The sequence below is a fragment of the Rhodococcus sp. Z6_132 genome (assembly GCF_058133635.1).
In genome coordinates, this window is record NZ_JBYUNP010000002.1 from 385,245 (window position 1) to 406,019 (window position 20,775).

A 20,775-nucleotide genomic window follows, 5' to 3' on the forward strand; every position below is an offset into this window, starting at 1 on the left:
GGGTGGAGCGAGTCAGGCGTCGATCTTGTTGGCCGCCTGGGCCATCGCCGACTTCTTGTTCGCTGCCTGGTTGGCGTGGATGACGCCCTTGCTGGCCGCCTTGTCCAGCTTGCGGGAGGCAACCTGCAGGGCCTCGGCGGCCTGCTCCTTGTTGCCGCTCGCGGCCGCCTCACGGAAGTGACGGATCGCGGTGCGCAGCGAGGACTTCACCGACTGGTTGCGCAGTCGCTGCCGCTCGTTGGTGCGGATCCGCTTCACCTGGGACTTGATGTTGGCCACGCGTTTCGCCCTCTAGTTCAGTCGAGTGTGGGAAAGATCAGCTGCGCAGGTCAAACATGCGCCGACCACGAAGGTTATCAGTGGTGCACCCGGATCCTCAAACCGCGGTGCGGGCGATAGCGTGCGCAGCCGTGGACACGACGCTGACCTGGCCAGGATTCGCGGGCATCAGCGTCTCCGCGCTGCTGCTGCTGGTGCTGGCCGCGTTCGTCGCCGGCGCGGTGGACGCGGTGGTCGGTGGGGGTGGGCTCATCCAGCTGCCGGCCCTGCTGCTCCTGCTGCCCGGGGCCTCGGTGCTGGCGGTGGCCACCAACAAGGTGTCGTCGGTGGTGGGCACCTCGGCGGCCACCATCACCTACGCCCGGCGCACCCCGATGGACTGGCGGGCCGCCGGACTGATGGCTGCGGCGGCCGCGGCCGGCTCGGTGGGCGGCGCCGCCTTCGCCACCGCACTGCCCGCCACGGCGCTCAACGTGGTGGTGCTGGTGGCCATCGTGGTGGTGGGCGCCTACACCCTGGCCCGCCCGTCGCTGGGGGTGGAGGAGAACCACCGCTTCCACGGCCGCGCCCGGGTGGTGGCGATGATGGTGGCCGGAGCGCTGATCGGCGCCTACGACGGCCTGGCCGGCCCGGGCACCGGCTCGTTCCTGGTCTTCGTGCTGGTCGGGTGGATCGGCTACGCCTTCCTGGCCGCCTCGGCCACGGCCAAGCTGGCCAACGTGGCCACCAACCTCGGTGCTCTGGCCTACTTCGCCCCGCACGGGCTGGTGGTGTGGGGCGTGGGCGGCTGCATGGCGGTGGGCAACCTGGCCGGCGCCACGCTCGGCGCGCGGCTGGCCATCAAGCTGGGCTCGGCCTTCGTCCGCCGGGTGTTCCTGGTGGTCGCGGGGCTGCTGGCGCTGAGCCTGTCCTGGAAGATCGCCGGCTCGTTCTAGCGCCAGCCGTGGTCGGCCCGCAGCCGGGCGGCCACCACGTCGAAGTCCTGGCGGGCCATCACGGCGCCCTCCCGGCGAATGCCCTCCTCGGGGACGTCGAGCACCCGGTCCAGGCGGACCCAGCTGGGCCGTCCCTCGGCGTCCCACGAGCCGGTGCCCAGCGACAGCCACCCCGGTTGTCCGTCCCGGTGGCTCTGGCTGGAGAGCATCAGCCCCAGCAGCACGCCGGGGCCCTCGCGGCCGACCACCAGCACCGGGCGGTCCTTGCCCTGGTGCGCGTCCTCCTCGTAGGCGACCCAGGTCCAGACCACCTCGCCCGGGTCGGCCTGGCCGTCCAGGGAGGGGGAGTAGCTGATGGTGCGGGCACGTTGTGCGGTGGGGACCGTGCGGGTGGCGACGGGCCGGCCGGCCATACCGGTGGGGGCCGGGAGCGGGTCGCGGGAGCTCTGCAGCCGCCGCAGCAGCCGGGGGCCCTCCCGCACCGCGAGCCTGCCGACCTGCCGTGCCACAGACTTCCAGATGCTCGCCACGGGGCCCGACCTTACGACCCCGCGGGGAGACCCGTCTGAGGGACGCCGCACCGGCGAACACCTCCGGCGTGCTCGGGACGGGCCGCGCGCATGGGACCATGGAGCCAAGCCGCCACCACCTGGACCAGGGAGTGTCTCATTTCCAGCTTCGCCGACACGACGTTCACCCCGCCTGAGCGCATTCGCAACTTCAGCATCATCGCGCACATCGACCACGGGAAGTCCACCCTGGCCGACCGCATCCTGCAGCTCACCGGGGTGGTCGACCCACGCGCCATGCGGGCCCAGTACCTGGACCGCATGGACATCGAGCGTGAGCGCGGCATCACCATCAAGGCGCAGAACGTGCGGCTGCCGTGGGTGGCGCCGGGCGTGGACGGTCCAGAGACCGAGCACGTGCTGCACCTCATCGACACCCCCGGCCACGTGGACTTCACCTACGAGGTGAGCCGGGCGCTGGAGGCCTGCGAGGGTGCGGTGCTGCTGGTGGACGCCGCCCAGGGCATCGAGGCGCAGACGCTGGCCAACCTGTACCTGGCGATGGACAAGAACCTCACCATCATCCCGGTGCTGAACAAGATCGACCTGCCCGCGGCCGACCCGGACCGCTACGCCAAGGAGATCGCCGGCATCGTCGGGTGCGAGCCCGACGACGTGCTGCGCGTGTCCGGCAAGACCGGCGCGGGCGTGTCGGAGCTGCTCAACGAGATCGTCAAGCTGGTGCCGCCACCGGTGGGCAACGCCGACGGCCCGGCACGGGCGATGATCTTCGACTCCGTCTACGACGCCTACCGCGGCGTGGTCACCTACGTGCGCGTGGTGGACGGCCGGATCCTGCCGCACGAGAAGATCACCATGATGTCCACCGGCAGCACCCACGAGGCGCTCGAGGTCGGCATCATCTCCCCGGAGCCCAAGCCCAGCCAGGGCCTCGGGGTGGGCGAGGTGGGCTACCTCATCACCGGCGTCAAGGACGTCCGGCTGTCCCGCGTGGGTGACACGGTGACCACCACCCGCAAGGGCGCCACCGAGCCGCTGGTCGGCTACCGCGACCCCAAGCCGATGGTCTACTCCGGGCTGTACCCGATGGACGGCTCCGACTACCCCGTGCTGCGCGACGCGCTGGACAAGCTGCAGCTCAACGACGCCGCGCTCACCTACGAGCCGGAGACGTCGGTGGCGCTGGGCTTTGGCTTCCGCTGCGGCTTCCTGGGCCTGCTGCACATGGAGATCACCCGTGACCGCCTGGAGCGGGAGTTCAACCTCGACCTCATCTCCACCGCGCCCAACGTGGTGTACCGGGTGGAGCTGGAGGACGGCACCCCGCACGAGGTGACCAATCCGTCGTACTGGCCCGAGGGCAAGGTGCGCAACGTCTTCGAGCCGATGGTGAAGTGCACGATCATCAGCCCGTCGGAGTACATCGGCGCCATCATGGAGCTGTGCCAGACCCGCCGCGGCGACCTGCGCGGGATGGACTACCTGTCCGAGACCCGGGTGGAGCTGCGGTACACGCTGCCCATGGGTGAGATCATGTTCGACTTCTTCGACTCGCTGAAGTCGCGCACCAAGGGCTACGCCAGCATGGACTACGAGGAGTCCGGCGAGCAGGCCGCCGACCTGGTGAAGGTGGACATCCTGCTGCAGGGCGAGGCGGTGGACGCGTTCTCCGCGATCGTGCACCGCGACGCTGCCTACGCCTACGGAAACAAGATGACCTCCAAGCTGCGCGAGCTGATCCCGCGCCAGCAGTTCGAGGTGCCCATCCAGGCCGCGATCGGGTCCAAGATCATCTCCCGCGAGAACATCCGCGCCATCCGCAAGGACGTGCTCGCCAAGTGCTACGGCGGTGACATCAGCCGCAAGCGCAAGCTGCTGGAGAAGCAGAAGGAGGGCAAGAAGCGGATGAAGACGGTGGGGCGCGTGGAGGTGCCCCAGGAGGCCTTCGTCGCCGCGCTGTCGTCTGACTCGCCCTCCAACAGCGGGGACAAGAAGAAGTAGCCCCGTGTCGCCGCTGCTGGAGCGTCTGCCGGTCCCCATCATCGGAGCGCCGATGGCCGGCGGGCCCAGCACGGTGCAGCTGGCCGCGGCCGTCTCCACCGCGGGCGGCCTCGGCGTGCTGGCTGGGGCCAACCTGTCGGTGGACGCGATGGGCGAGCGGGTGCAGGCGCTGCGTCCCGCCATCGGCGCCAACGGCGTGTTCGGGGTGAACCTCTTCCTGCCCACCGCCGAGCCCACCCTGGACGCGGACGAGCGGGCGGCCCTGGACCGGCACCTGGCCACGCTGGAGACGTGGGCGCAGCGCTACGGCGTGCGCCGCAGCGAGGCGGCGTGGGACGACGACCACTGGCGGGCCAAGGTCGACTGGCTGGTGGCGCACCCGGTATCGCTGGTCACCTTCCACTTCGGCGCGCCGCCGCGGGAGGTGGTGCAGGAGCTGCACGCGCTGGGCACCGAGGTGTGGACGACGGTGACCAGCCGCGCCGAGGCGCGGCTGGCGGCGGAGTCGGGCCTGGACGCACTGGTGGTGCAGGGGCCGGAGGCGGGCGGGCACCGCGGCTGCTTCACCAACGCCCTGGACGACCCCGACCAGCAGGTGCCGCTGCTCCAGCTGCTGGGGCTGGTGCAGTCGGTGACCGACCTGCCGCTGGTGGCTGCCGGGGGACTGGCCGACGCCGCGGCGGTGGCGCAGGTGCTCTCGGCCGGGGCACGGGCGGCCCAGCTGGGCACGGCGTTCCTGCTCTGCCCGGAGGCGGGCACCTCAGCCCCGCACCGCGCGGCGCTGGCGTCGGAGCGGCCGACCGCGGTGACGCGGGCGTTCTCCGGCCGGCCCGCGCGGGGCATCCGCAACGAGCTGCTGGACGAGCTGACCGACGGGGCGCCGGCGCTGTACCCGCACCTGAACCGGGCGTCGCAACCGATCCGTGCTGCGTCGGCTGCTGCCGGTGACGAGGCCGCCGTCGCGCTGTGGGCGGGGGAACAACACCGTGCAGCGCAAGCGATCCCCGCGTCCGACGTGGTGCGCCAGCTGGCGGCTGACCTGCGCTAGGGGCCGCTGTGCGCGGGCACGCAAGGTCGCGCACGCGGCGGTGTAACGCACTGCCCCAGAGGCGTCAGCACTCCTCCGGTGGTGCAAAAGTCGTCACAAGATCCCTTTCCTCTGGCGGTGCGAAGGTCACGAGATTCCATTGGACGCCATCGATCTCGGTAATCCACTTACCTGGGCTGGGAGGCCAAGTGGCGCCGATCAGAATCTGGGCCATCTTGCGCGGCGTCCGGTTCGGTCCGAAAAGGGTCTCTAGGTACGGAAGGTCCACACGCCACCCGTACGTGTAGGGGTGAGGTGGATTGAACTCCACATATCGGAACTTGTACCAGCAGACATCACCTTCGAGGCAAGCCGAGGGGTCTTCGATTTCGTGGAGTGGGAGGGCGTCTGTCAGCACCGCTATCAGTGCTTGCCGAAACGTCTCACTCCGTGAGGAAGCCATGCCGCTGACTTACCTACGGCCCGCTGTGCGCGGGCTGGAAGCTGCCGCCGTCCTCCTGCTCCGCCCGGATCACGTGCACCACGGCGTTGATCAGCGCCAGGTGGGTGAAGGCCTGCGGGAAGTTGCCCATGTGGCGGCCGGTCTTGGGGTCGATCTCCTCGGCGTAGAGCTGCAGCGCGCTGGCGTAGGAGAGCAGCCGCTCGCACAGGTGCCGGGCCCGCTTGAGCTCCCCGATCTCCACCAGCGCCGACACCAGCCAGAACGAGCAGATGGTGAACGTGCCCTCCTCGCCCTCCAGGCCGTCGTCGGTGGCGTCGGTCTTGTACCGCAGCACCAGCCCGTCCTCGGTGAGCTCCTCGGCGATGGCCAGCACCGTGGTGCGCACCCGGGGGTCGTCGGCGGGCAGGAAGCGCAGCAGCGGCACCAGCAGCAGCGAGGCGTCCAGATCGTCGGAGCCGTAGCGCTGCACGAAGGCGCCGCGCTCGTCCACCCCGTGCGTGGTGACGTCGTCGTGGATCTCCTGGGCGACGCGGGCCCACTTCTCCGCGTAGGAGTCCTCGCCGTGCAGCTTGGCCAGCCGCACCCCGCGGTCCAGCGCCACCCAGCACATCAGCTTGGACGAGACGAAGTGCTGCGGCTCGCCGCGCACCTCCCAGATGCCGCGGTCGGGCTCGCGCCAGTGCTCGATCGCCTGCTCCACCTGCGCCTTGAGCAGCGGCCACAGCTGCTCGGGCACGTGCTCGCGGGAGCGGGTGTGCAGGTACACCGAGTCCAGCACGGAGCCCCAGATGTCGTGCTGGCGCTGGTTGTACGCGCCGTTGCCGATGCGCACCGGCCGCGCCCCGCCGTAGCCGGACAGGTGGTCGAGCTCGCTCTCCACCAGCTCACGCTCCCCGCCCACGGCGTACATCACCTGCAGCGGGTGCGGCGAGCCGTTGGTGGCGCTGGAGACGTCGGCGATGAAGGCGAAGAAGTCGTTGGCCTCACGGTCCAGGCCCAGGGTGTACAGCCCCCACAGGGCGAAGGTGGAGTCGCGCACCCAGGCGTAGCGGTAGTCCCAGTTGCGCTCCCCGCCCGCGGTCTCCGGAAGCGAGGTGGTGGAGGCGGCCAGCAGGGCGCCGGTGGGGGAGTAGGTCAGTCCCTTCAGCGCCAGCGCGCTCTGCTGCAGGAAGCTGCGCCACGGGTGGTCGGGGAAGCTGCCGGCGGCGATCCACTGCCGCCAGCACTCGCCGGTCTTCCACATCTTGTCCGCGGCCTCGGCGTAGTCCTGCGGCACCGGCAGCTCCGACCACGACAGCGCCACGAACACGTCGTCGCCCTCGTGCAGCCGGGTCCGGGCGCGGGCCTCGCGGCCCTCCAGGCCCAGGCGCAGGTTGGTGGTCAGCCGGAGGTCGGGGAAGGTGTCGCGCCGCTCGGCCTTGCCGTCGGCGGGCTCGGTGCACCGGGCCACCGCCTCGCCGTACACCGGGCCGGAGTACTCCCAGGTGAGGTCCCGGCGGTGGTAGTCGTAGGCCGGCTCGCAGCTCAGCTCCAGCTCCACCGTGCCGCTGACGCAGCGCACCGTCCGCAGCAGGATGTGCTCGGCGTCCCAGTCGCTGGGGGTGCGCTTGTGCGTCCGCGACCGCTCGTCGGTGTTGTGCCAGGGCCCCATCACCAGCGCGTCGCGCACGATGATCCAGCCCGTCTCGGTCTGCCAGGTGGTCTCCACCATGAGGCTGCCGGGCAGGTAGCGGCGCGCGGCCGGGACGCTCACCCCGTACGGGCCGAGCCGGAAGTGCCCGGCGCCGCGATCGAGGATCGCCCCGAAGACGCTGGGGGAGTCCGGCCGGGGCAGGCACATCCACTCCACCGAGCCGTTCGGCGCGATGAGGCAGGTGTTCTCGCAGTCCGACAGGAAGGCGTAGTCGGCAATCGGGGGGAACTGGCTGCGGACCGGGGAGGTCACCATCCCGGGCGGCGGGGTTCCTGGCGGTGTCGGCGGTGCTGACATTCCTGCATCCTTCCCCACCAGGAGCCACCTGTGGGCTTGTGCGCCCTCCGGGTGCGCCGGATCACGATCTAGCGAGTGAGCACGATCTTTCCCGCGGTGTCGCCGTCGAGCATCGCCCGCAACCCCTGCTCGGCCTGCTCCATCGGCAGCTCCAGCCCGATCTCCGGGCTGATCCCGGTGAGCGCGCAGAACGCCAGCAGGTCCTGCAGCTCGTCGCGGGTGCCCATGGTGGAGCCGACGACCCGCAGCTGGAGGAAGAAGACCCGCTGCAGCTCGGCGTCGGCGTCCGGGCCGCTGGTGGAGCCGGAGACCACGATGACCCCACCCGGCTTGAGCGAGCGCACCGAGTGTCCCCAGGTGGCCTTGCCCACCGTCTCGAACACGCCGTCCACCTTCTCCGGCAGCCGCGCGCCCGACTCGAAGGTCTCGTGCGCACCCAGCGTGGTGGCCAGCGCCCGCTTGTCCTCGCTGCGTCCGGTCACCCACACCCGCAGGCCTGCCGCGCGGCCCAGCTGGACGAGCGCGGTGGACACCCCGCCCGAGGCGCCCTGCACCAGCATGGTCTGGCCCGGGCGCAGGCCCGACTTCACGAACAGCATGCGGTAGGCGGTCAGCCAGGCGGTGCCCATGCAGGCGGCCTGGGCGAAGGACAGGTCGGCGGGCTTGGGCAGCACGTTGCGCCGCGGCACGATCACCTTGTCCGCGAACGTGCCCTGGTGCTTCTCGGTGAGCAGGGTGCGTCGGGGGTCGAGCGTCTCGTCGCTCATCCAGTCGTCGCTGGCGATGACCGAGTGCAGCACCACCTCGGTGCCGTCGTCCAGGGTGCCGGCGCCGTCGCAGCCCAGGGTCATCGGGAACTGGTCGGGCTTGATGCCCACCCCCCGCAGGGTCCACAGGTCGTGCATGTTGATGCTGGCGGCGCGGACGTTGACCTCCACCCAGCCCTCCGGAGCGACGGGGGCCTCCCGCTCGCCCACGCGCAGGGACGCGAGGGGGTTGTCGGGATTGGGCTCGGATGCGTAGACGGCAAACATGGGGCTCACCCTAACGAGGGGCGACTACCGTTGCTGGGGTGAACACGTTGGCGAGATGGTGGGACGCGGCCGAGCTCTGGGTCGTCGGGCTGCCCTTCGCCGCGCAGATCACCGTGATGATGCTGGTGGCGCTGCCGCTGTGCGGCGCCGCGGCGGTGGCGCTCGACCGCGTGGGCGGCCTGGTGGCGGACAAGATCGGCACCCGCACGGACACGCTGGACGACCCGCCCGGGCCGGAGTGGGCGCGCAACGGCGACGACTAGGCTCGACCAGGTGAAGAAGCTCCGGCTGAGCCCTGCCGCCCGTATCAACGCTGCCCTCGTCGCGCTGCTGGTGCTGGTGCTGCTCGCCTGGCTCGTCAGCGTCTGGTAGCCGCTACGCCTCGGGCTGCTGCTCGGGCAGGTCCGTCTCCGGTGGCGGCCACACCGACGTCCACGAGCGGTGGTCAGTGCCCAGCGCGGTGACCGGTGCGGGCAGGTCCCCGGTGACCACCTGCCGCAGCGTCGTCTCCTCCATGATCCCGCGCAGCGCCGCGCGCACCGCTACCCACACGTCCTGCAGGTGCGTCGCCGGTGCGGGGTGCGACATCGCCTCCGGACGCTCCCCGTGGATCAGCGTGAGCGGGCCGTCGATCACCCGCACCACGTCCGCCAGGGTGATCGCCCACGCCGGGCGCGCCAGCTGGTGCCCGCCGCCGGGACCACGACGGCTGACCACCATCCCGCCGCGGCGCAGCTGCACCAGGATGGCGTCCAGGAAGTTGGGCGGGATGTCCTGCGCTGCGGCGATGTCGGCGGCCTTCACCACCACGCCCTCCTCGGCCACGGCGAGCACGCACATGGCGCGCAGCGCGTAGTCGGACTTGGCGGTGATCTGCATGCCCTGATCTTGCCCCACCCATTTGTTGACGCTTGCGGTCAACAATGCCAGACTGAGGTGGTGTCCAGGTCTGTCAACGTCGCGCTGCCCGCGCGACCCGTGCTGGTGCGCCGCCTGCACGTGGACCTGATGCGCCTGCCCAGCAGCGGTTGTCCGACGGTTCGCTAGCACCACCCGCCGCTCGCGCGGCACCGTCGCTCGAACGACTGCTGCGCCCGTGCGGCCAGCCGAGCAGCAGAGGCTCCGCGCATGCCCATTGATCCCTCGCTCTCCCTCGCCGGTCTCGTCGTCGGCCTCCTGGTCGGCCTCACCGGAATGGGCGGGGGCGCGTTGCTCACTCCGCTGCTCGTCCTGGTCTTCGGCGTGCAGCCGCTGGCCGCCATCTCCAGCGACCTCGTCACCAGCCTGGTCATGAAGCCCGTCGGGGCGGCAGTGCACCTTCGCCGCAAGACGGTGCAGACCGGGCTGGTGTGGTGGCTGGCACTGGGCGCGGTGCCCGCCGGCTTCCTGGGCTCCCTGCTCATCGGCAGCATCGGGCACTCCGCGGACGTGCAGCACTACCTGAAGATCGCCATCGGGGTGGCGCTCGTCGGGTCGTTCGGCTGCACCATCGCCCGGCTGGTGCTCGACCGGCGGGCGGGCACGCCCGGGGCCACCGGGCCGCTGGTGGTCAAGCCGGTGCGCACCGTGGTGATCGGCGTGGTGGGGGGCGTCGCCGTCGGCATGACGTCGGTGGGAGCGGGGTCGCTGATCATCGCGATGCTGCTGCTGGCCTACCCCCGGCTGCGGCCGGCGCAGCTGGTGGGCACCGACATCGTGCAGGCCATCCCGCTGGTGGCTGCCGCGGCGCTGGGGCACCTGCTCTTCGGCGAGGTGCACTTCGGTGTCACCGCGTCGCTGCTGGTCGGCGCGCTGCCCGGCGTCTACGTCGGGGCCCGGCTGTCGGCGCAGGCCTCGGCCAGCTTCACCCGACCAGTGGTGGCCGGTGTGCTGCTGGGCTCCGCGCTCGCCCTGCTCTCCGCACCCACCCCGGTGCTGGTCCTCGGTGCCGCCGCAGCCGCGGCCGGCACCTGCTGGCTCGGTCGCGGCCCCGTCGTGCCCGACCACCCGCCGGTCGACCTGGTCAAGCGCGAACCTGTGCTTGCTCGCTAGCTCCACCTCACCCCGTCACCCCGTGATCGGCCGCCCGTCCTGCGGGCGGTCGGCCCTGGCCCAGCTGGAGCCCCTTCGTCATGACGCTCTTCCGAACCCGTGCGCTCGTCGCCGCTGCCCTGCTGGCCGTGGTGGGACTCACCGCCGCCTGCGGCTCCAGCGGCGAGGCCGCCTCAGCCCCGTCCGCCGACCCCACCGCCAAGGCGGCCGAGCTGCGCCTGGGCTTCTTCGCCAACGTCACCCATGCCCCGGCCCTGGTGGGCCTCAGCGAGGGATTCCTCACCAAGAACCTGGGCGCGACCAAGCTCAGCACCCAGGTGTTCAACGCCGGACCGGCCGCCATCGAGGCGCTGCGCTCGGGCTCCATCGACGCCACCTACATCGGCCCGAGCCCGTCGGTCAACGGCTTCCTCCAGACCAAGGGCGAGGCGCTGCGCATCGTCTCCGGGGCGGCCTCCGGGGGTGCGCAGCTGGTGGTCCGCGAGGGCATCAACAACGTCGCCGACCTCAAGGGCAAGACCCTGGCCACCCCGCAGCTGGGCAACACCCAGGACGTCGCCCTGCGCGCGTGGCTGGACGAGAACGGCCTGAAGACCTCGGTGAGCTCCGGCGGCGACGTGACCATCACCCCCACCGAGAACGCCACCACCCTGCAGCTGTTCCGGGACGGCAAGATCGACGGCGCCTGGCTGCCCGAGCCCTGGTCCTCGCGGCTGGTGCTGGAGGCCGGGGCCAAGGTGCTGGTGGACGAGAAGACGCTGTGGCCGGAGGGCAAGTTCGTCACCACCCAGCTGATCGTGCGCACCGAGTTCCTCAACAGCTACCCGGGCACGGTGCGTGACCTGCTCGCCGCCAACCTCGAGTCGGTGGAGTTCATCTCGGCCAACAGCGAGGCGGCCAAGAAGGACACCAACAACCAGATCGACGAGCTCACCGGCAAGCCGCTCACGCAGCCGACCATCGACCGGGCATGGCCCAACCTGGACTTCACCTACGACCCGCTGGCGGCCAGCCTGCAGAAGTCGGCCGACGACGCGGTGACCGCAGGGACCACCAAGCAGGGCGAGCTCACGGGCATCTACGACCTGCGCCTGCTCAACGCGCTGCTCGCCGAGCAGGGCAGGCCCGCGCTGGGCGACGCCGGCCTCGGACAGGGCTGAGGCACCCGACGTGACGAGCACGCAGATCCACCAGGAGGTCCCGCCGGTGAGCAGCACCACCCACCCCGCCGTGCAGCTCGACGGGGTGAGCAAGAGCTTCCGCGGCTCGCCGCTGCCGGTGCTGGAGAACGTCTCGCTCACCGTGCAGCCTGGCGAGCTGGTGGCGCTGCTCGGCGCGTCCGGCTGCGGCAAGTCCACCCTGCTGAACCTGGTGGCGGGGCTGGACCGGCCCACCGCCGGCGCGCTGCAGGTGGCGGGCAGCGGGGCGGCGCTGATGTTCCAGGACGCGGCGCTGTTCCCCTGGCTCACCGCCGGGCGCAACGTCGAGCTCGCGCTCAAGCTGCGCGGCGTGGGCCGGGCTGAGGCCAAGGAGGAGGCCCGGCGGCTGCTCGACCTGGTCCGCCTGGACGACGCCTACGGCAAGCGGCCGCACGAGCTGTCCGGGGGCATGCGCCAGCGGGTGGCCCTGGCCCGGGCCCTGGCCCAGCAGCGCGACGTGCTGCTGATGGACGAGCCGTTCGCTGCGCTCGACGCCATCACCAGGGACGTGCTGCACGACGAGCTGATCCGCATCTGGCGGGCGACGGGCGTGGCCATCGTGTTCGTGACGCACAACGTCCGCGAGGCGGTCCGGCTGGGCCAGCGCGTGGTGCTGATGTCCTCGCGTCCGGGCCGCGTGGTCCGGCAGTGGGAGGTCGACATCACCGGGGAGCGGCGCATCGAGTCGCCCGCCGTGGCGGCGCTGTCCACCGAGATCACCGCCGTGCTGCGAGAGGAGATCATCCGCCATGGGCGTCGCTGAGCCAGGATCGGTCAAGCCCTCGGGAACCGAGGCACCTGACACGGGATCGGTGGAGGCGGGCCTGGACGCCCTCTCCACCGAGGTGACCGTCAAGCACGGCTGGGGCCAGCGCCTGCGCCGCTCCGTGCTCCCCCCAGTGGTCGCCGTGGCGCTGGTGCTGCTCGTCTGGCAGCTCTACGCCAGCACCCGCACCGGCTCGGCGGCCTACAACACCCCGTCCCCCACCGACGTCTGGGAGACCTTCCGGACGGAGTGGAGCTCCGGCGCCGCCTGGGAGTCGGTGTACAACAGCGTCCGCCGCGGCATCGTCGGCTTCGCCATCGCGGTGGTGATCGGTGCACCGCTGGGGCTACTCATCGCCCGCGTCCCGCTGGTGCGCACCGCCATCGGGCCGATCGTCAGCGGGCTGCAGAGCCTGCCGTCGGTGGCCTGGGTGCCCGCGGCGATCATCCTCATCGGCCTCACCCCGGGAGCGATGTACTTCGTCATCGTGCTGGGCGCGGTGCCGTCCATCGCCAACGGGCTGGTGGCCGGGCTCGACCAGGTACCTCCGCTGTACGCCCGGGTGGGCACGGTGCTGGGGGCCAACTGGCTGCAGCAGATCCGGTACGTGCTGCTGCCGGCGTCGCTGCCCGGCTTCATCGCGGGCCTCAAGCAGGGGTGGGCGTTCTCCTGGCGCTCGCTGATGGCGGCGGAGATCATCTCCTACTCGCCGGCGCTGGGGCGCAGCCTCGGCCAGATGCTCAACCAGGGCCGCGAGCTGAGCGACCTGAGCCTGGTGGTGGTGGCGATCATCATGATCCTCATCGTCGGGGTGGCCATCGACGTGCTGATCTTCGCGCCGCTGGAGCGCCGGGTGCTGCGCAGCCGCGGACTGCTCGTCTCCCGCTAGCCTGTCCCTTCGCCCTGGGGCCACCGGGGGAGTGCCTACTCCTCCGGCGGCTGCCAGCCGCGCTCGCGGAGGCGGTCGATCAGCCGGCGGTCCCGCTTGGTCGGCCGCCCCGCGCCGCGGTCGCGCTGCAGCGGCGGGGCCGCCAGCTCCTTGGGCGGCGGCGGGGGGCTGTTGTCGGTGAGGCACTCGGCGGCGACGGTGGCACTGACCCGCTTGTTGATGCAGCGGCGGACCACCAGGATCCGCTCCAGCCCGCCCGCGCGGACCCGTACCTCGTCACCGGGCTTGACCAGCTGGGCCGGCTTGGCCGAGGACCCGTTCACCCGGACGTGCCCGCCCTTGCACTGCGCCGCGGCCAGCGAGCGGGTCTTGGTGATGCGGACCGCCCACAGCCAGGCGTCCACCCGGACGGTGGCGGCCTCAGCCATCGCTCGGCACCCAGGCCGGCGGGCGCTTCTCGCCGAAGGCGGCCATGCCCTCCTGGGCCTCCTCGGAGGCGAAGAAGGACGCTGACAGCGTGGACTTCTCGCTGAACTCCTCGGCCATGTGGCCGTTGCGGGCGCTGAGCATCACCTTGGTGGCGGCCAGCGCCCGGGGTCCGCCCTTGGCCAGCGCGGCGACGTAGCGGGCGACGGCCGCGTCGAGGTCGTCGTCGGGCACCGCGGCGGTGAGCAGCCCGATCTGCGCGGCCCGCTCGGCGTCGAAGGTCTCCCCGGTGAGGAACAGCTCCTGGGCGGCGCGGGGCTGCACCCGGGGCAGCACGGTGACGGAGATGACCGCGGGCACCACCCCGATGCGCACCTCGCTGAACGCGAACGTGGTGGATGCCCCGGCCACCGCCAGGTCGCAGGCGGCGATGATGCCGATGCCGCCGGCCCGGGCGGTCCCGGCAACCCGCGCGATCACCGGCTTGGGGTGCTGCCAGATGGTCTGCAGGATCTCCGGGAACTCGTTGACGCCCTGCTCGTCAGGGGCGGCGCCCTCGGCCTCGCGCAGGTCCATCCCGGAGCAGAACACGGTGCCGGTGTGGGTGAGCACCAGCACCCGCACGTCGGTGTCCTGCGCGCAGTCGCGCAGGTGGCGGAGCAGCTCCTCGCGCAGCTGGGTGGACAGCGCGTTGCGGTTGGTGGGGGAGTCCAGGGTGAGGGTGGCCACCCCCGCCGCGATCTCCAGGTGCACCAGCTCGGTGGCGGCAGACGTCATGGTGGTGACCCTACGACGGGTGCGCCAGGACGCCTGCCCCGAGCGGCTCACCGGGGCAGGTCAGACCAGGGCGGGTCAGACCAGGGCGGTGTTCAGCTCGACCTTGGACAGCGCGTCGCCCACCAGGCCCGCGGCCAGGGTGTTGCCCTGGACGGGGTCGATGAGCAGGAAGCTGCCGGTGCGCCGGTTCAGCGCGTAGTCGTCCACCGCCAGCGGCTCCGCGGTGCGGATGCTGACGCGGCCGATCTCGTTCAGCGCCAGGGTGTCCGGGGTGGGCACCGCGGACAGCGCCTGCTCGTCGAAGCGCTCCACGATGGTCGAGACGATGGCCTGGGTGGTGCGGGTGCCGTGCTTGATCAGCAGCCGTGCTCCCGGGCGCAGCGGCGCCTCGGCCAGCCAGCACACCGTCGCCTCCAGCTCGGAGACTGGGACCGGGGCGTCGGCGGGGGAGGCGATGAGGTCACCGCGGGAGGCGTCGACCTCCTCGGCCAGCACCAGCGTGACGCTGCGCCCGACCTCGGCAGTGGCCAGCTCGCCGTCCGGGGTGTCCACGCGCAGCACGGTGGTGCGTACCCCCGAGGGCAGCACGACCACCTCGTCGCCGGGGGAGACGGTGCCGGCGGCGACCTGGCCGGCGAAGCCGCGGTAGTCGGGGTGCTCCGCGGTGCGGGGCCGGATCACGTACTGCACCGGCATCCGCAGGCCCACCCGGTGCGGCTCGGCGTCCACCGGCACCTGCTCGAGGTGCTCGACCAGGGTGGGACCGTCGTAGTAGGGGGTGTGCTCGGAGCGGTTGACCACGTTGTCGCCGTTGAGGGCCGAGACCGGGATGGTCTGCACCGCGTCCTCGGACCAGCCCAGCGCCCGGGTGAGGGCGGTGAACTCGGCGGAGATCTCGGCGTACACCGTGGCGGCGTCGGTCACCAGGTCGATCTTGTTGACCGCCAGCAGCAGCCGCGGCACGCCCAGCAGCGCCAGCACGGCCGCGTGGCGGCGAGTCTGGGAGATGACGCCCTTGCGTGCGTCCACCAGCAGGATCACCAGCTGCGCGGTGGAGGCGCCGGAGACGGTGTTGCGGGTGTACTGCACGTGGCCGGGGGTGTCGGCCAGCACGAACGACCGCGCGGGCGTGGCGAAGTAGCGGTAGGCCACGTCGATGGTGATGCCCTGCTCGCGCTCGGCGCGCAGCCCGTCCACCAGCAGCGACAGGTCCGGGGTGGTCAGTCCCTTGTCCACCGACGCGCGGGTGACGGCGTCGATCTGGTCGGCGAGCACCGACTTGGTGTCGTAGAGCAGCCGCCCCACGAGCGTGGACTTGCCGTCGTCCACGCTGCCGGCCGTGGCCAGGCGCAGGAGCTGGGTGGTGCTCATCAGAAGTAGCCCTCTCGCTTGCGGTCCTCCATGGCGGCGGAGGAGACGCGGTCGTCGGCACGGGTGGCGCCCCGCTCGGTCACGCGGGAGGCGGCCACCTCGTCCAGCACGGCCTGCACGTCGGCGGCGGTGGACTCCACCGCGCCGGTGCAGGACCCGTCGCCGACGGTGCGGTAGCGCACCGACAGGGTGCGCACCTCCTCGTCCTCGCGCGCGCTGAACCACGGGCCCTCGGTGAGCCACATGCCGTCGCGCAGGAACACCTCGCGCTGGTGGGCGTAGTAGATGCTGGGCAGCTCGACCTTCTCCTGGGCGATGTAGCGCCACACGTCCAGCTCGGTCCAGTTGCTCAGCGGGAACACCCGCACGTGCTCACCCGGGGCGTGGCGGCCGTTGTAGAGGTTCCACAGCTCGGGCCGCTGGCGCTTGGGGTCCCACTGGCCGAAGGCGTTGCGCAGGCTGAAGATGCGCTCCTTGGCGCGGGCGCGCTCCTCGTCCCGGCGGGCACCGCCGAACACCGCGTCGAACTTGCCCTCGGCGATGCCGTCGAGCAGCGGCACCGTCTGCAGCGGGTTGCGGATGCCGTCCGGGCGCTCCTGCAGCCGGCCGTCGTCGAGGTAGTCCTGCACCTTGGCCACGTGCAGCCGCAGGTTGTGCTTGGCCACCACCATGTCGCGGAAGTCCAGCACCTCCTGCAGGTTGTGGCCGGTGTCCACGTGCAGCAGCGCGAAGGGCACCGGGGCGGGCCAGAACGCCTTGATCGCCAGGTGCAGCAGCAGGGTGGAGTCCTTGCCGCCGGAGAACAGGATCACCGGGCGCTCGAACTCCCCGGCCACCTCGCGGAAGATGTGGATCGCCTCCGACTCCAGGGCGTCCAGGGTGGACATCGGGGTGACGAAGCCCGGAGTGGGGGTCTGCACCGTGGCGGCGCTCACTGGTGCAGCCCGCACTCGATCTTGGCGCGCCCGGCCCAGCGGCCGCTGCGCGGATCCGCACCCGGCAGCGGCTTGACCGTGCACGGCTCGCAGCCGATGGAGGGGTAGCCGGCGTCGACCAGCGGGTTGACCAAGATGGAGTGCTCCTCGATGTAGTGCTGCATGTCCTCGTCGGACCACGCTGCGATCGGGTTGACCTTGACCAGGCCGAAGGCCTCGTCAAAGGAGATCAGCGGGGCGTTGGCCCGGGTGGGGGCCTCCACCCGGCGCACGCCGGTGACCCAGGCGTCGTAGCCGGCCAGGGTCTTCTTCAGCGGGGCCACCTTGCGCATGGCGCAGCAGCGGTCCGGCGCGCTGGCGAAGAGGTTCTTGCCGTGCACCTCGTCCTGCTCCGGCACGCTGAGCTCGGCCTTGGCGTTGACGATGCGCACGCCGTAGACCTGCTCCACCGCGTCGCGGGTGCCCATGGTCTCGGCGAAGTGGTAGCCGGTGTCCAGGAACAGCACCTCCACGCCGGGGCGGGCCTGCACGGCCAGGTGCACCAGCACCGCGTCCTGCATGTTGGAGGCCACGATAAAGCGGTCGCCGAAGGTGTCGGCGGTCCACTGCAGGACGTCGGCCGCGCTGGCCCCGTCCAGGTCGGCCGCGCCACGCTCGGCCACCGCACGAAGGTCGAGATCGGTGGAGACGCTCACTCGGTCACCTCATCTTCCGTTCGAACCGGACTGGTGGCGAGCCGCTTCAGCGCGAACATCAGCTGGCACGCCCCGCACCGCCAGGTGCCGTGCGGCAGGGCCACCCCGTCGGCGGCGTCCGGACGGAGGTCCTCGTCACCGCAGTAGGGACAGTAGAAGGGAACAGCACGTGGGCTGGGCGTGTTCCCGACGGCCCTGCTCATCGCAGGTCGGACTCCTCGGCCCGGGTGACCCACTGCGCGAAGCGCTCACCGTGCTCGCGCTGCTTGGCGTAGCTGCGCACCACGCGCTCGACGTACTCGCCGAGCTCGTGGGTGGTGATCTTGTGCCCGCGCAGCTTCTTGCCGAAGCCGGCGTCGGCGCCCAGGCCACCACCGAGGTGCACCTGGAAGCCGTCCACGGGCTGGCCGTCGTCGTCGGTGAGCAGAATGCCCTTGAAGCCGATGTCGGCCACCTGCACGCGGGCGCAGGAGTTGGGGCAGCCGTTGATGTTCACCGTCACCTGGGTGTCCAGCTCGTGCTCCAGGTCGGCCAGGCGCTGCTCCAGGTCCGGCACCAGCGTCTGCGCCCGCACCCGGGTCTCGGTGAACGCGAGCTTGCAGAACTCCAGGCCGGAGCAGGCCATCACGTTGCGCCGCCAGGACGAGCCACGGGCGGGCAGCTCCAGGGCGTCCAGGTCGGCCACGAACGTCTCGAGGGTGTCGTCGGCGACGTCGAGGAAGACCAGCTTCTGGTAGGCGGTGATGCACACCCGGTTGGTGCCCGCCCGGTCCATGGCGTCGGCGACGGCGACGAGCTTGGTGCCGCTGACCCGGCCGGCGACCGGGGCGACGCCCACGGCGTTGCGGCCGTCGCGCTGGCGCTGCACGCCCATGTGGTCGCGGATGCCGACCTGCGGCGCCGGCGCCGGACCGTCCAGCAGCGGACGCTTGAGGTACTCCTCCTCCAGCACGCGGCGGAACTCCGCCGCGCCCCAGTCCTTGATGAGGAACTTGATGCGGGCCCGCGAGCGCAGCCGGCGGTAGCCGTAGTCGCGGAACACCGAGACCACGCCCTCCCACACGTCGGGCACCTCGTCGATGGGCACCCAGGCACCCAGGCGCTGGGCCACCATCGGGTTGGTGGACAGCCCGCCACCGACCCAGAGGTCGAAGCCGGGGCCGTGCTCGGGGTGGTTCACGCCGACGAAGGAGACGTCGTTGACCTCGTGGGCGACGTCCTGCAGCCCGGAGATGGCCGTCTTGAACTTGCGCGGCAGGTTGGAGAAGCGCGGGTCGCCGACGTAGCGGCGCACCGTCTCCTCGATGGCGGGGGTGGCGTCGATGACCTCGTCGGCAGCCACGCCGGCCAGCGGCGAGCCGAGGAAGGCACGCGGGCAGTCCCCGCACGCCTCGGTGGTCTTCAGGCCCACCTGCTCCAGCCGGCGCCAGATCTCCGGCACGTCCTCGATGCGCACCCAGTGCAGCTGCACGTTCTCGCGGTCGGTGAGGTCGGCGGTGTCCCGGGCGAACTCGGTGGAGATGCCGGCGATGACCCGCAGCTGCTCGGTGCTCAGGCGGGCGCCGTCGGTGCGGATGCGCAGCATGAAGTAGCGCGCGTCCAGCTGCTCCTCGTCGTCCATGCCGGTGAACGTGGCGTCCAGGCCCTCGGCGCGCTGGGTGTACAGCCCCCACCAGCGGAAGCGTCCGCGCAGGTCACCGCCGTCGATGCTGTCGAAGCCCTGCTTGGCGTAGATGTTCTCGATGCGGGCCCGGACGTTCAGCGCGTCGTCGTCCTTCTTGGTCCGCTCGTTCTGGTTGAGCGGCTCGCGGTAACCCTTGGCCCACTGGCCCTCGGACTTCTTGCGCGGTCGAGCGGGCACCGCGCGGTCCGTGGTGGTCGTCATCGGGGAAAGGTCCTCCGGAGATCTCAGGCACCGGAGCACGACGCAGGGCTGCACCCACACGGCACGTCCGACGCCGCTGGGTGAGCTGGATCAGGGGCGTGAGAGTGAGGAGCAGCGGCAGAGCGCGCTGGCGACTCGCTGCAGGTCGACGTGGCGCCGCGCCACGAGTCGCACACCTGCACCAGTCATGCGTCACAGTCTGCCACGTCACTCTCCGCTGTCCGCATCGGAGCACCATGACCTGGACCACTGCGCAGGCGGGGGAGAATGGGGGCATGGCCAGCACCCCCCTCGACGGCGATCCCGCACCCACCGACGGCGCGCTGCCCGCGGCCGCGCTGCAGGGGCTGGGCACCCGCCCGTTCGGGGTGTACGTGCACGTCCCCTTCTGCGCCACCCGCTGCGGCTACTGCGACTTCAACACCTACACCCCGGCCGAGCTGGGCAGCGCGGCGTCGCCGCAGTCGTGGCTGGAGGGACTGCGCCGCGAGCTGGACCTGGCCGCCCGGGTGCTCGGCACCCCGCCCACCGCCGACACCGTCTTCGTCGGCGGTGGCACCCCGTCGCTGCTCGGCGCCGAGGGCCTCACCGAGGTGCTCGACGCCGTGCGCGCCAGCTTCGGGCTCTCCGCCGGCGCCGAGGTGAGCACCGAGTCCAACCCGGAGTCGACGTCCCCGCAGTTCTTCGACGGCCTGCGCCGCGCCGGGTACACCCGGGTGTCGCTGGGCATGCAGTCCGCCGCCGCCCACGTGCTGCGGGTGCTCGACCGCACGCACACCCCGGGTCGGCCGGTGGCCGCTGCCCGCGAGGCTCGCGCGGCCGGCTTCGACCACGTCAACCTCGACCTCATCTACGGCACCCCCGGCGAGACCGACGCCGACCTCGCGGGCTCGCTGCAGGCGGTGCTCGACGCCGGGGTGGACCACGTCTCCGCCTACGCGCTGATCGTGGAGGACGGCACCGCCATGGCCAGGCGGGTGCGCCGCGGCGAGCTGCCCATGCCCGACGACGACGTGCTCGCCGACCGCTACGAGCAGCTCGACGCCGGGCTGCGCGCGGCCGGGCTGCACTGGTACGAGGTGTCCAACTGGGCGCGCACCGACGACGCCCGCTGCCGGCACAACCTGGGCTACTGGGACGGCGGCGACTGGTGGGGCGCCGGCCCCGGGGCGCACAGCCACGTCGGCGGGGTGCGCTGGTGGAACGTCAAGGCGCCGGCGCGCTACGCCACCCTGCTGGGCGAGGGCTCCTCCCCGGCGGCTGGGCGCGAGCTGCTCACCGCCGAGGAGCAGCACACCGAGCGGGTGATGCTCACCGCGCGTCTGCGCACCGGGCTGCCGGTGGTGGAGCTGAGCCCGGACGAGCTGGCCGCCGCGAAGCGGGTGGTGGACGACGGGCTGCTCACCGACGAGGGCACGCACCTGGTGCTCACCCCGCGCGGCCGGCTGCTGGCCGACGCGGTGATCCGCCGGGTGCTGGTGGGGGAATAGCTCCGGGGCTGGCGAGTGCTGAGCAGGGCATAGCGGGCGCAACGCCTAGAAT

General features: G+C 71.7%; 22 protein-coding genes. 9 read left to right on the forward strand and 13 right to left on the reverse strand.

Annotation, left to right across the window (positions count from 1 at the left end; all coding sequences use genetic code 11):
* Nucleotides 1-12: 12 nt before the first annotated feature.
* Nucleotides 13-279, reverse strand: a complete 267-nt coding sequence (rpsT, locus tag AC3YO9_RS08450) for a 30S ribosomal protein S20 (protein WP_127783471.1) — start codon at nucleotides 277-279, stop codon at nucleotides 13-15.
* 131 nt (nucleotides 280-410) lie between these two features.
* Between rpsT and AC3YO9_RS08455 the strand changes: the two genes are divergently transcribed.
* Nucleotides 411-1,214: a sulfite exporter TauE/SafE family protein gene (locus tag AC3YO9_RS08455; RefSeq protein WP_241248904.1), complete on the forward strand. Its 804-nt coding sequence runs from the start codon at nucleotides 411-413 to the stop codon at nucleotides 1,212-1,214.
* Here the strand turns inward: AC3YO9_RS08455 and AC3YO9_RS08460 are convergent.
* On the reverse strand, nucleotides 1,211-1,744 hold the full coding sequence (locus AC3YO9_RS08460) for a type II toxin-antitoxin system PemK/MazF family toxin (RefSeq protein WP_489982853.1): 534 nt from the start codon (nucleotides 1,742-1,744) through the stop codon (nucleotides 1,211-1,213). The genes AC3YO9_RS08455 and AC3YO9_RS08460 overlap by 4 nt on opposite strands.
* Nucleotides 1,745-1,834: 90 nt before the next feature.
* Between AC3YO9_RS08460 and lepA the strand changes: the two genes are divergently transcribed.
* Together lepA and AC3YO9_RS08470 are read left to right on the forward strand one after the other, a co-directional pair.
* On the forward strand, nucleotides 1,835-3,745 hold the full coding sequence (gene lepA, locus AC3YO9_RS08465; RefSeq protein ID WP_489982854.1) for a translation elongation factor 4: 1,911 nt from the start codon (nucleotides 1,835-1,837) through the stop codon (nucleotides 3,743-3,745).
* 4 nt (nucleotides 3,746-3,749) lie between these two features.
* A complete protein-coding gene (locus tag AC3YO9_RS08470; RefSeq protein WP_489982855.1) occupies nucleotides 3,750-4,793 on the forward strand; it encodes a nitronate monooxygenase in 1,044 nt (347 codons plus the stop codon).
* Between the two features lie 455 nt (nucleotides 4,794-5,248).
* Here AC3YO9_RS08470 and AC3YO9_RS08475 read toward each other — a convergent pair whose 3' ends face one another.
* Both AC3YO9_RS08475 and AC3YO9_RS08480 read right to left on the reverse strand, forming a co-directional pair.
* Entirely contained in the window at nucleotides 5,249-7,225 is a 1,977-nt protein-coding gene (locus tag AC3YO9_RS08475) for a glycoside hydrolase family 15 protein (RefSeq protein ID WP_127783467.1), read from the reverse strand.
* Between the two features lie 68 nt (nucleotides 7,226-7,293).
* The gene (locus AC3YO9_RS08480; protein ID WP_489982856.1) at nucleotides 7,294-8,259 is read right to left on the reverse strand and encodes a quinone oxidoreductase family protein; all 966 of its coding nucleotides are present in this window, start codon (nucleotides 8,257-8,259) and stop codon (nucleotides 7,294-7,296) included.
* 38 nt (nucleotides 8,260-8,297) lie between these two features.
* Here AC3YO9_RS08480 and AC3YO9_RS08485 point away from each other — a divergent pair, with 38 nt between their 5' ends.
* Entirely contained in the window at nucleotides 8,298-8,522 is a 225-nt protein-coding gene (locus AC3YO9_RS08485; protein WP_127783465.1) for a hypothetical protein, read from the forward strand.
* Nucleotides 8,523-8,634: 112 nt separating this feature from the next.
* Here AC3YO9_RS08485 and AC3YO9_RS08490 read toward each other — a convergent pair whose 3' ends face one another.
* Nucleotides 8,635-9,138: an RrF2 family transcriptional regulator gene (locus tag AC3YO9_RS08490; protein ID WP_127783464.1), complete on the reverse strand. Its 504-nt coding sequence runs from the start codon at nucleotides 9,136-9,138 to the stop codon at nucleotides 8,635-8,637.
* A gap of 249 nt (nucleotides 9,139-9,387) precedes the next feature.
* Here AC3YO9_RS08490 and AC3YO9_RS08495 point away from each other — a divergent pair, with 249 nt between their 5' ends.
* From AC3YO9_RS08495 to AC3YO9_RS08510, 4 genes are all read left to right on the forward strand, one after another.
* Complete coding sequence (locus AC3YO9_RS08495) at nucleotides 9,388-10,290, forward strand: sulfite exporter TauE/SafE family protein (RefSeq protein ID WP_489982857.1); 903 nt, start codon at nucleotides 9,388-9,390, stop codon at nucleotides 10,288-10,290.
* Nucleotides 10,291-10,370: 80 nt separating this feature from the next.
* Complete coding sequence (locus tag AC3YO9_RS08500; RefSeq protein ID WP_489982858.1) at nucleotides 10,371-11,450, forward strand: ABC transporter substrate-binding protein; 1,080 nt, start codon at nucleotides 10,371-10,373, stop codon at nucleotides 11,448-11,450.
* A gap of 10 nt (nucleotides 11,451-11,460) precedes the next feature.
* Nucleotides 11,461-12,252 (forward strand): ABC transporter ATP-binding protein, encoded by a 792-nt coding sequence (locus AC3YO9_RS08505; protein ID WP_489982859.1) that lies wholly within the window; start codon nucleotides 11,461-11,463, stop codon nucleotides 12,250-12,252.
* Nucleotides 12,239-13,144 carry an ABC transporter permease gene (locus AC3YO9_RS08510; RefSeq protein WP_127783460.1) on the forward strand — a complete coding sequence of 302 codons (906 nt, stop codon included), beginning with the start codon at nucleotides 12,239-12,241 and terminating at the stop codon, nucleotides 13,142-13,144. Before AC3YO9_RS08505 ends, AC3YO9_RS08510 begins: the two co-directional genes overlap by 14 nt.
* Before the next feature lie 35 nt (nucleotides 13,145-13,179).
* Here AC3YO9_RS08510 and AC3YO9_RS08515 read toward each other — a convergent pair whose 3' ends face one another.
* The 8 genes from AC3YO9_RS08515 to AC3YO9_RS08550 all read right to left on the reverse strand — a co-directional run bounded on the left by AC3YO9_RS08515 (nucleotide 13,180) and on the right by AC3YO9_RS08550 (nucleotide 19,422).
* Nucleotides 13,180-13,572: an RNA-binding S4 domain-containing protein gene (locus AC3YO9_RS08515; RefSeq protein ID WP_127783459.1), complete on the reverse strand. Its 393-nt coding sequence runs from the start codon at nucleotides 13,570-13,572 to the stop codon at nucleotides 13,180-13,182.
* Nucleotides 13,565-14,347 (reverse strand): enoyl-CoA hydratase family protein, encoded by a 783-nt coding sequence (locus AC3YO9_RS08520; RefSeq protein WP_489982860.1) that lies wholly within the window; start codon nucleotides 14,345-14,347, stop codon nucleotides 13,565-13,567. Before AC3YO9_RS08520 ends, AC3YO9_RS08515 begins: the two co-directional genes overlap by 8 nt.
* 75 nt (nucleotides 14,348-14,422) lie before the next feature.
* A complete protein-coding gene (locus AC3YO9_RS08525; protein WP_489982861.1) occupies nucleotides 14,423-15,718 on the reverse strand; it encodes a sulfate adenylyltransferase subunit 1 in 1,296 nt (431 codons plus the stop codon).
* Nucleotides 15,718-16,605 (reverse strand): sulfate adenylyltransferase subunit CysD, encoded by an 888-nt coding sequence (cysD, locus tag AC3YO9_RS08530; RefSeq protein ID WP_127784833.1) that lies wholly within the window; start codon nucleotides 16,603-16,605, stop codon nucleotides 15,718-15,720. Before cysD ends, AC3YO9_RS08525 begins: the two co-directional genes overlap by 1 nt.
* Before the next feature lie 44 nt (nucleotides 16,606-16,649).
* Nucleotides 16,650-17,348 (reverse strand): phosphoadenylyl-sulfate reductase, encoded by a 699-nt coding sequence (locus tag AC3YO9_RS08535; protein WP_127783456.1) that lies wholly within the window; start codon nucleotides 17,346-17,348, stop codon nucleotides 16,650-16,652.
* Nucleotides 17,345-17,551, reverse strand: coding sequence for a hypothetical protein (locus tag AC3YO9_RS08540; protein ID WP_127783455.1), 207 nt, complete (start codon nucleotides 17,549-17,551; stop codon nucleotides 17,345-17,347). Before AC3YO9_RS08540 ends, AC3YO9_RS08535 begins: the two co-directional genes overlap by 4 nt.
* Nucleotides 17,548-19,233: a nitrite/sulfite reductase gene (locus AC3YO9_RS08545; protein WP_489982862.1), complete on the reverse strand. Its 1,686-nt coding sequence runs from the start codon at nucleotides 19,231-19,233 to the stop codon at nucleotides 17,548-17,550. Before AC3YO9_RS08545 ends, AC3YO9_RS08540 begins: the two co-directional genes overlap by 4 nt.
* Nucleotides 19,234-19,323: 90 nt before the next feature.
* Nucleotides 19,324-19,422: a putative leader peptide gene (locus AC3YO9_RS08550; RefSeq protein WP_489982863.1), complete on the reverse strand. Its 99-nt coding sequence runs from the start codon at nucleotides 19,420-19,422 to the stop codon at nucleotides 19,324-19,326.
* Between the two features lie 86 nt (nucleotides 19,423-19,508).
* Between AC3YO9_RS08550 and hemW the strand changes: the two genes are divergently transcribed.
* Entirely contained in the window at nucleotides 19,509-20,723 is a 1,215-nt protein-coding gene (hemW, locus tag AC3YO9_RS08555; RefSeq protein ID WP_489982864.1) for a radical SAM family heme chaperone HemW, read from the forward strand.
* Nucleotides 20,724-20,775: the final 52 nt, after the last annotated feature.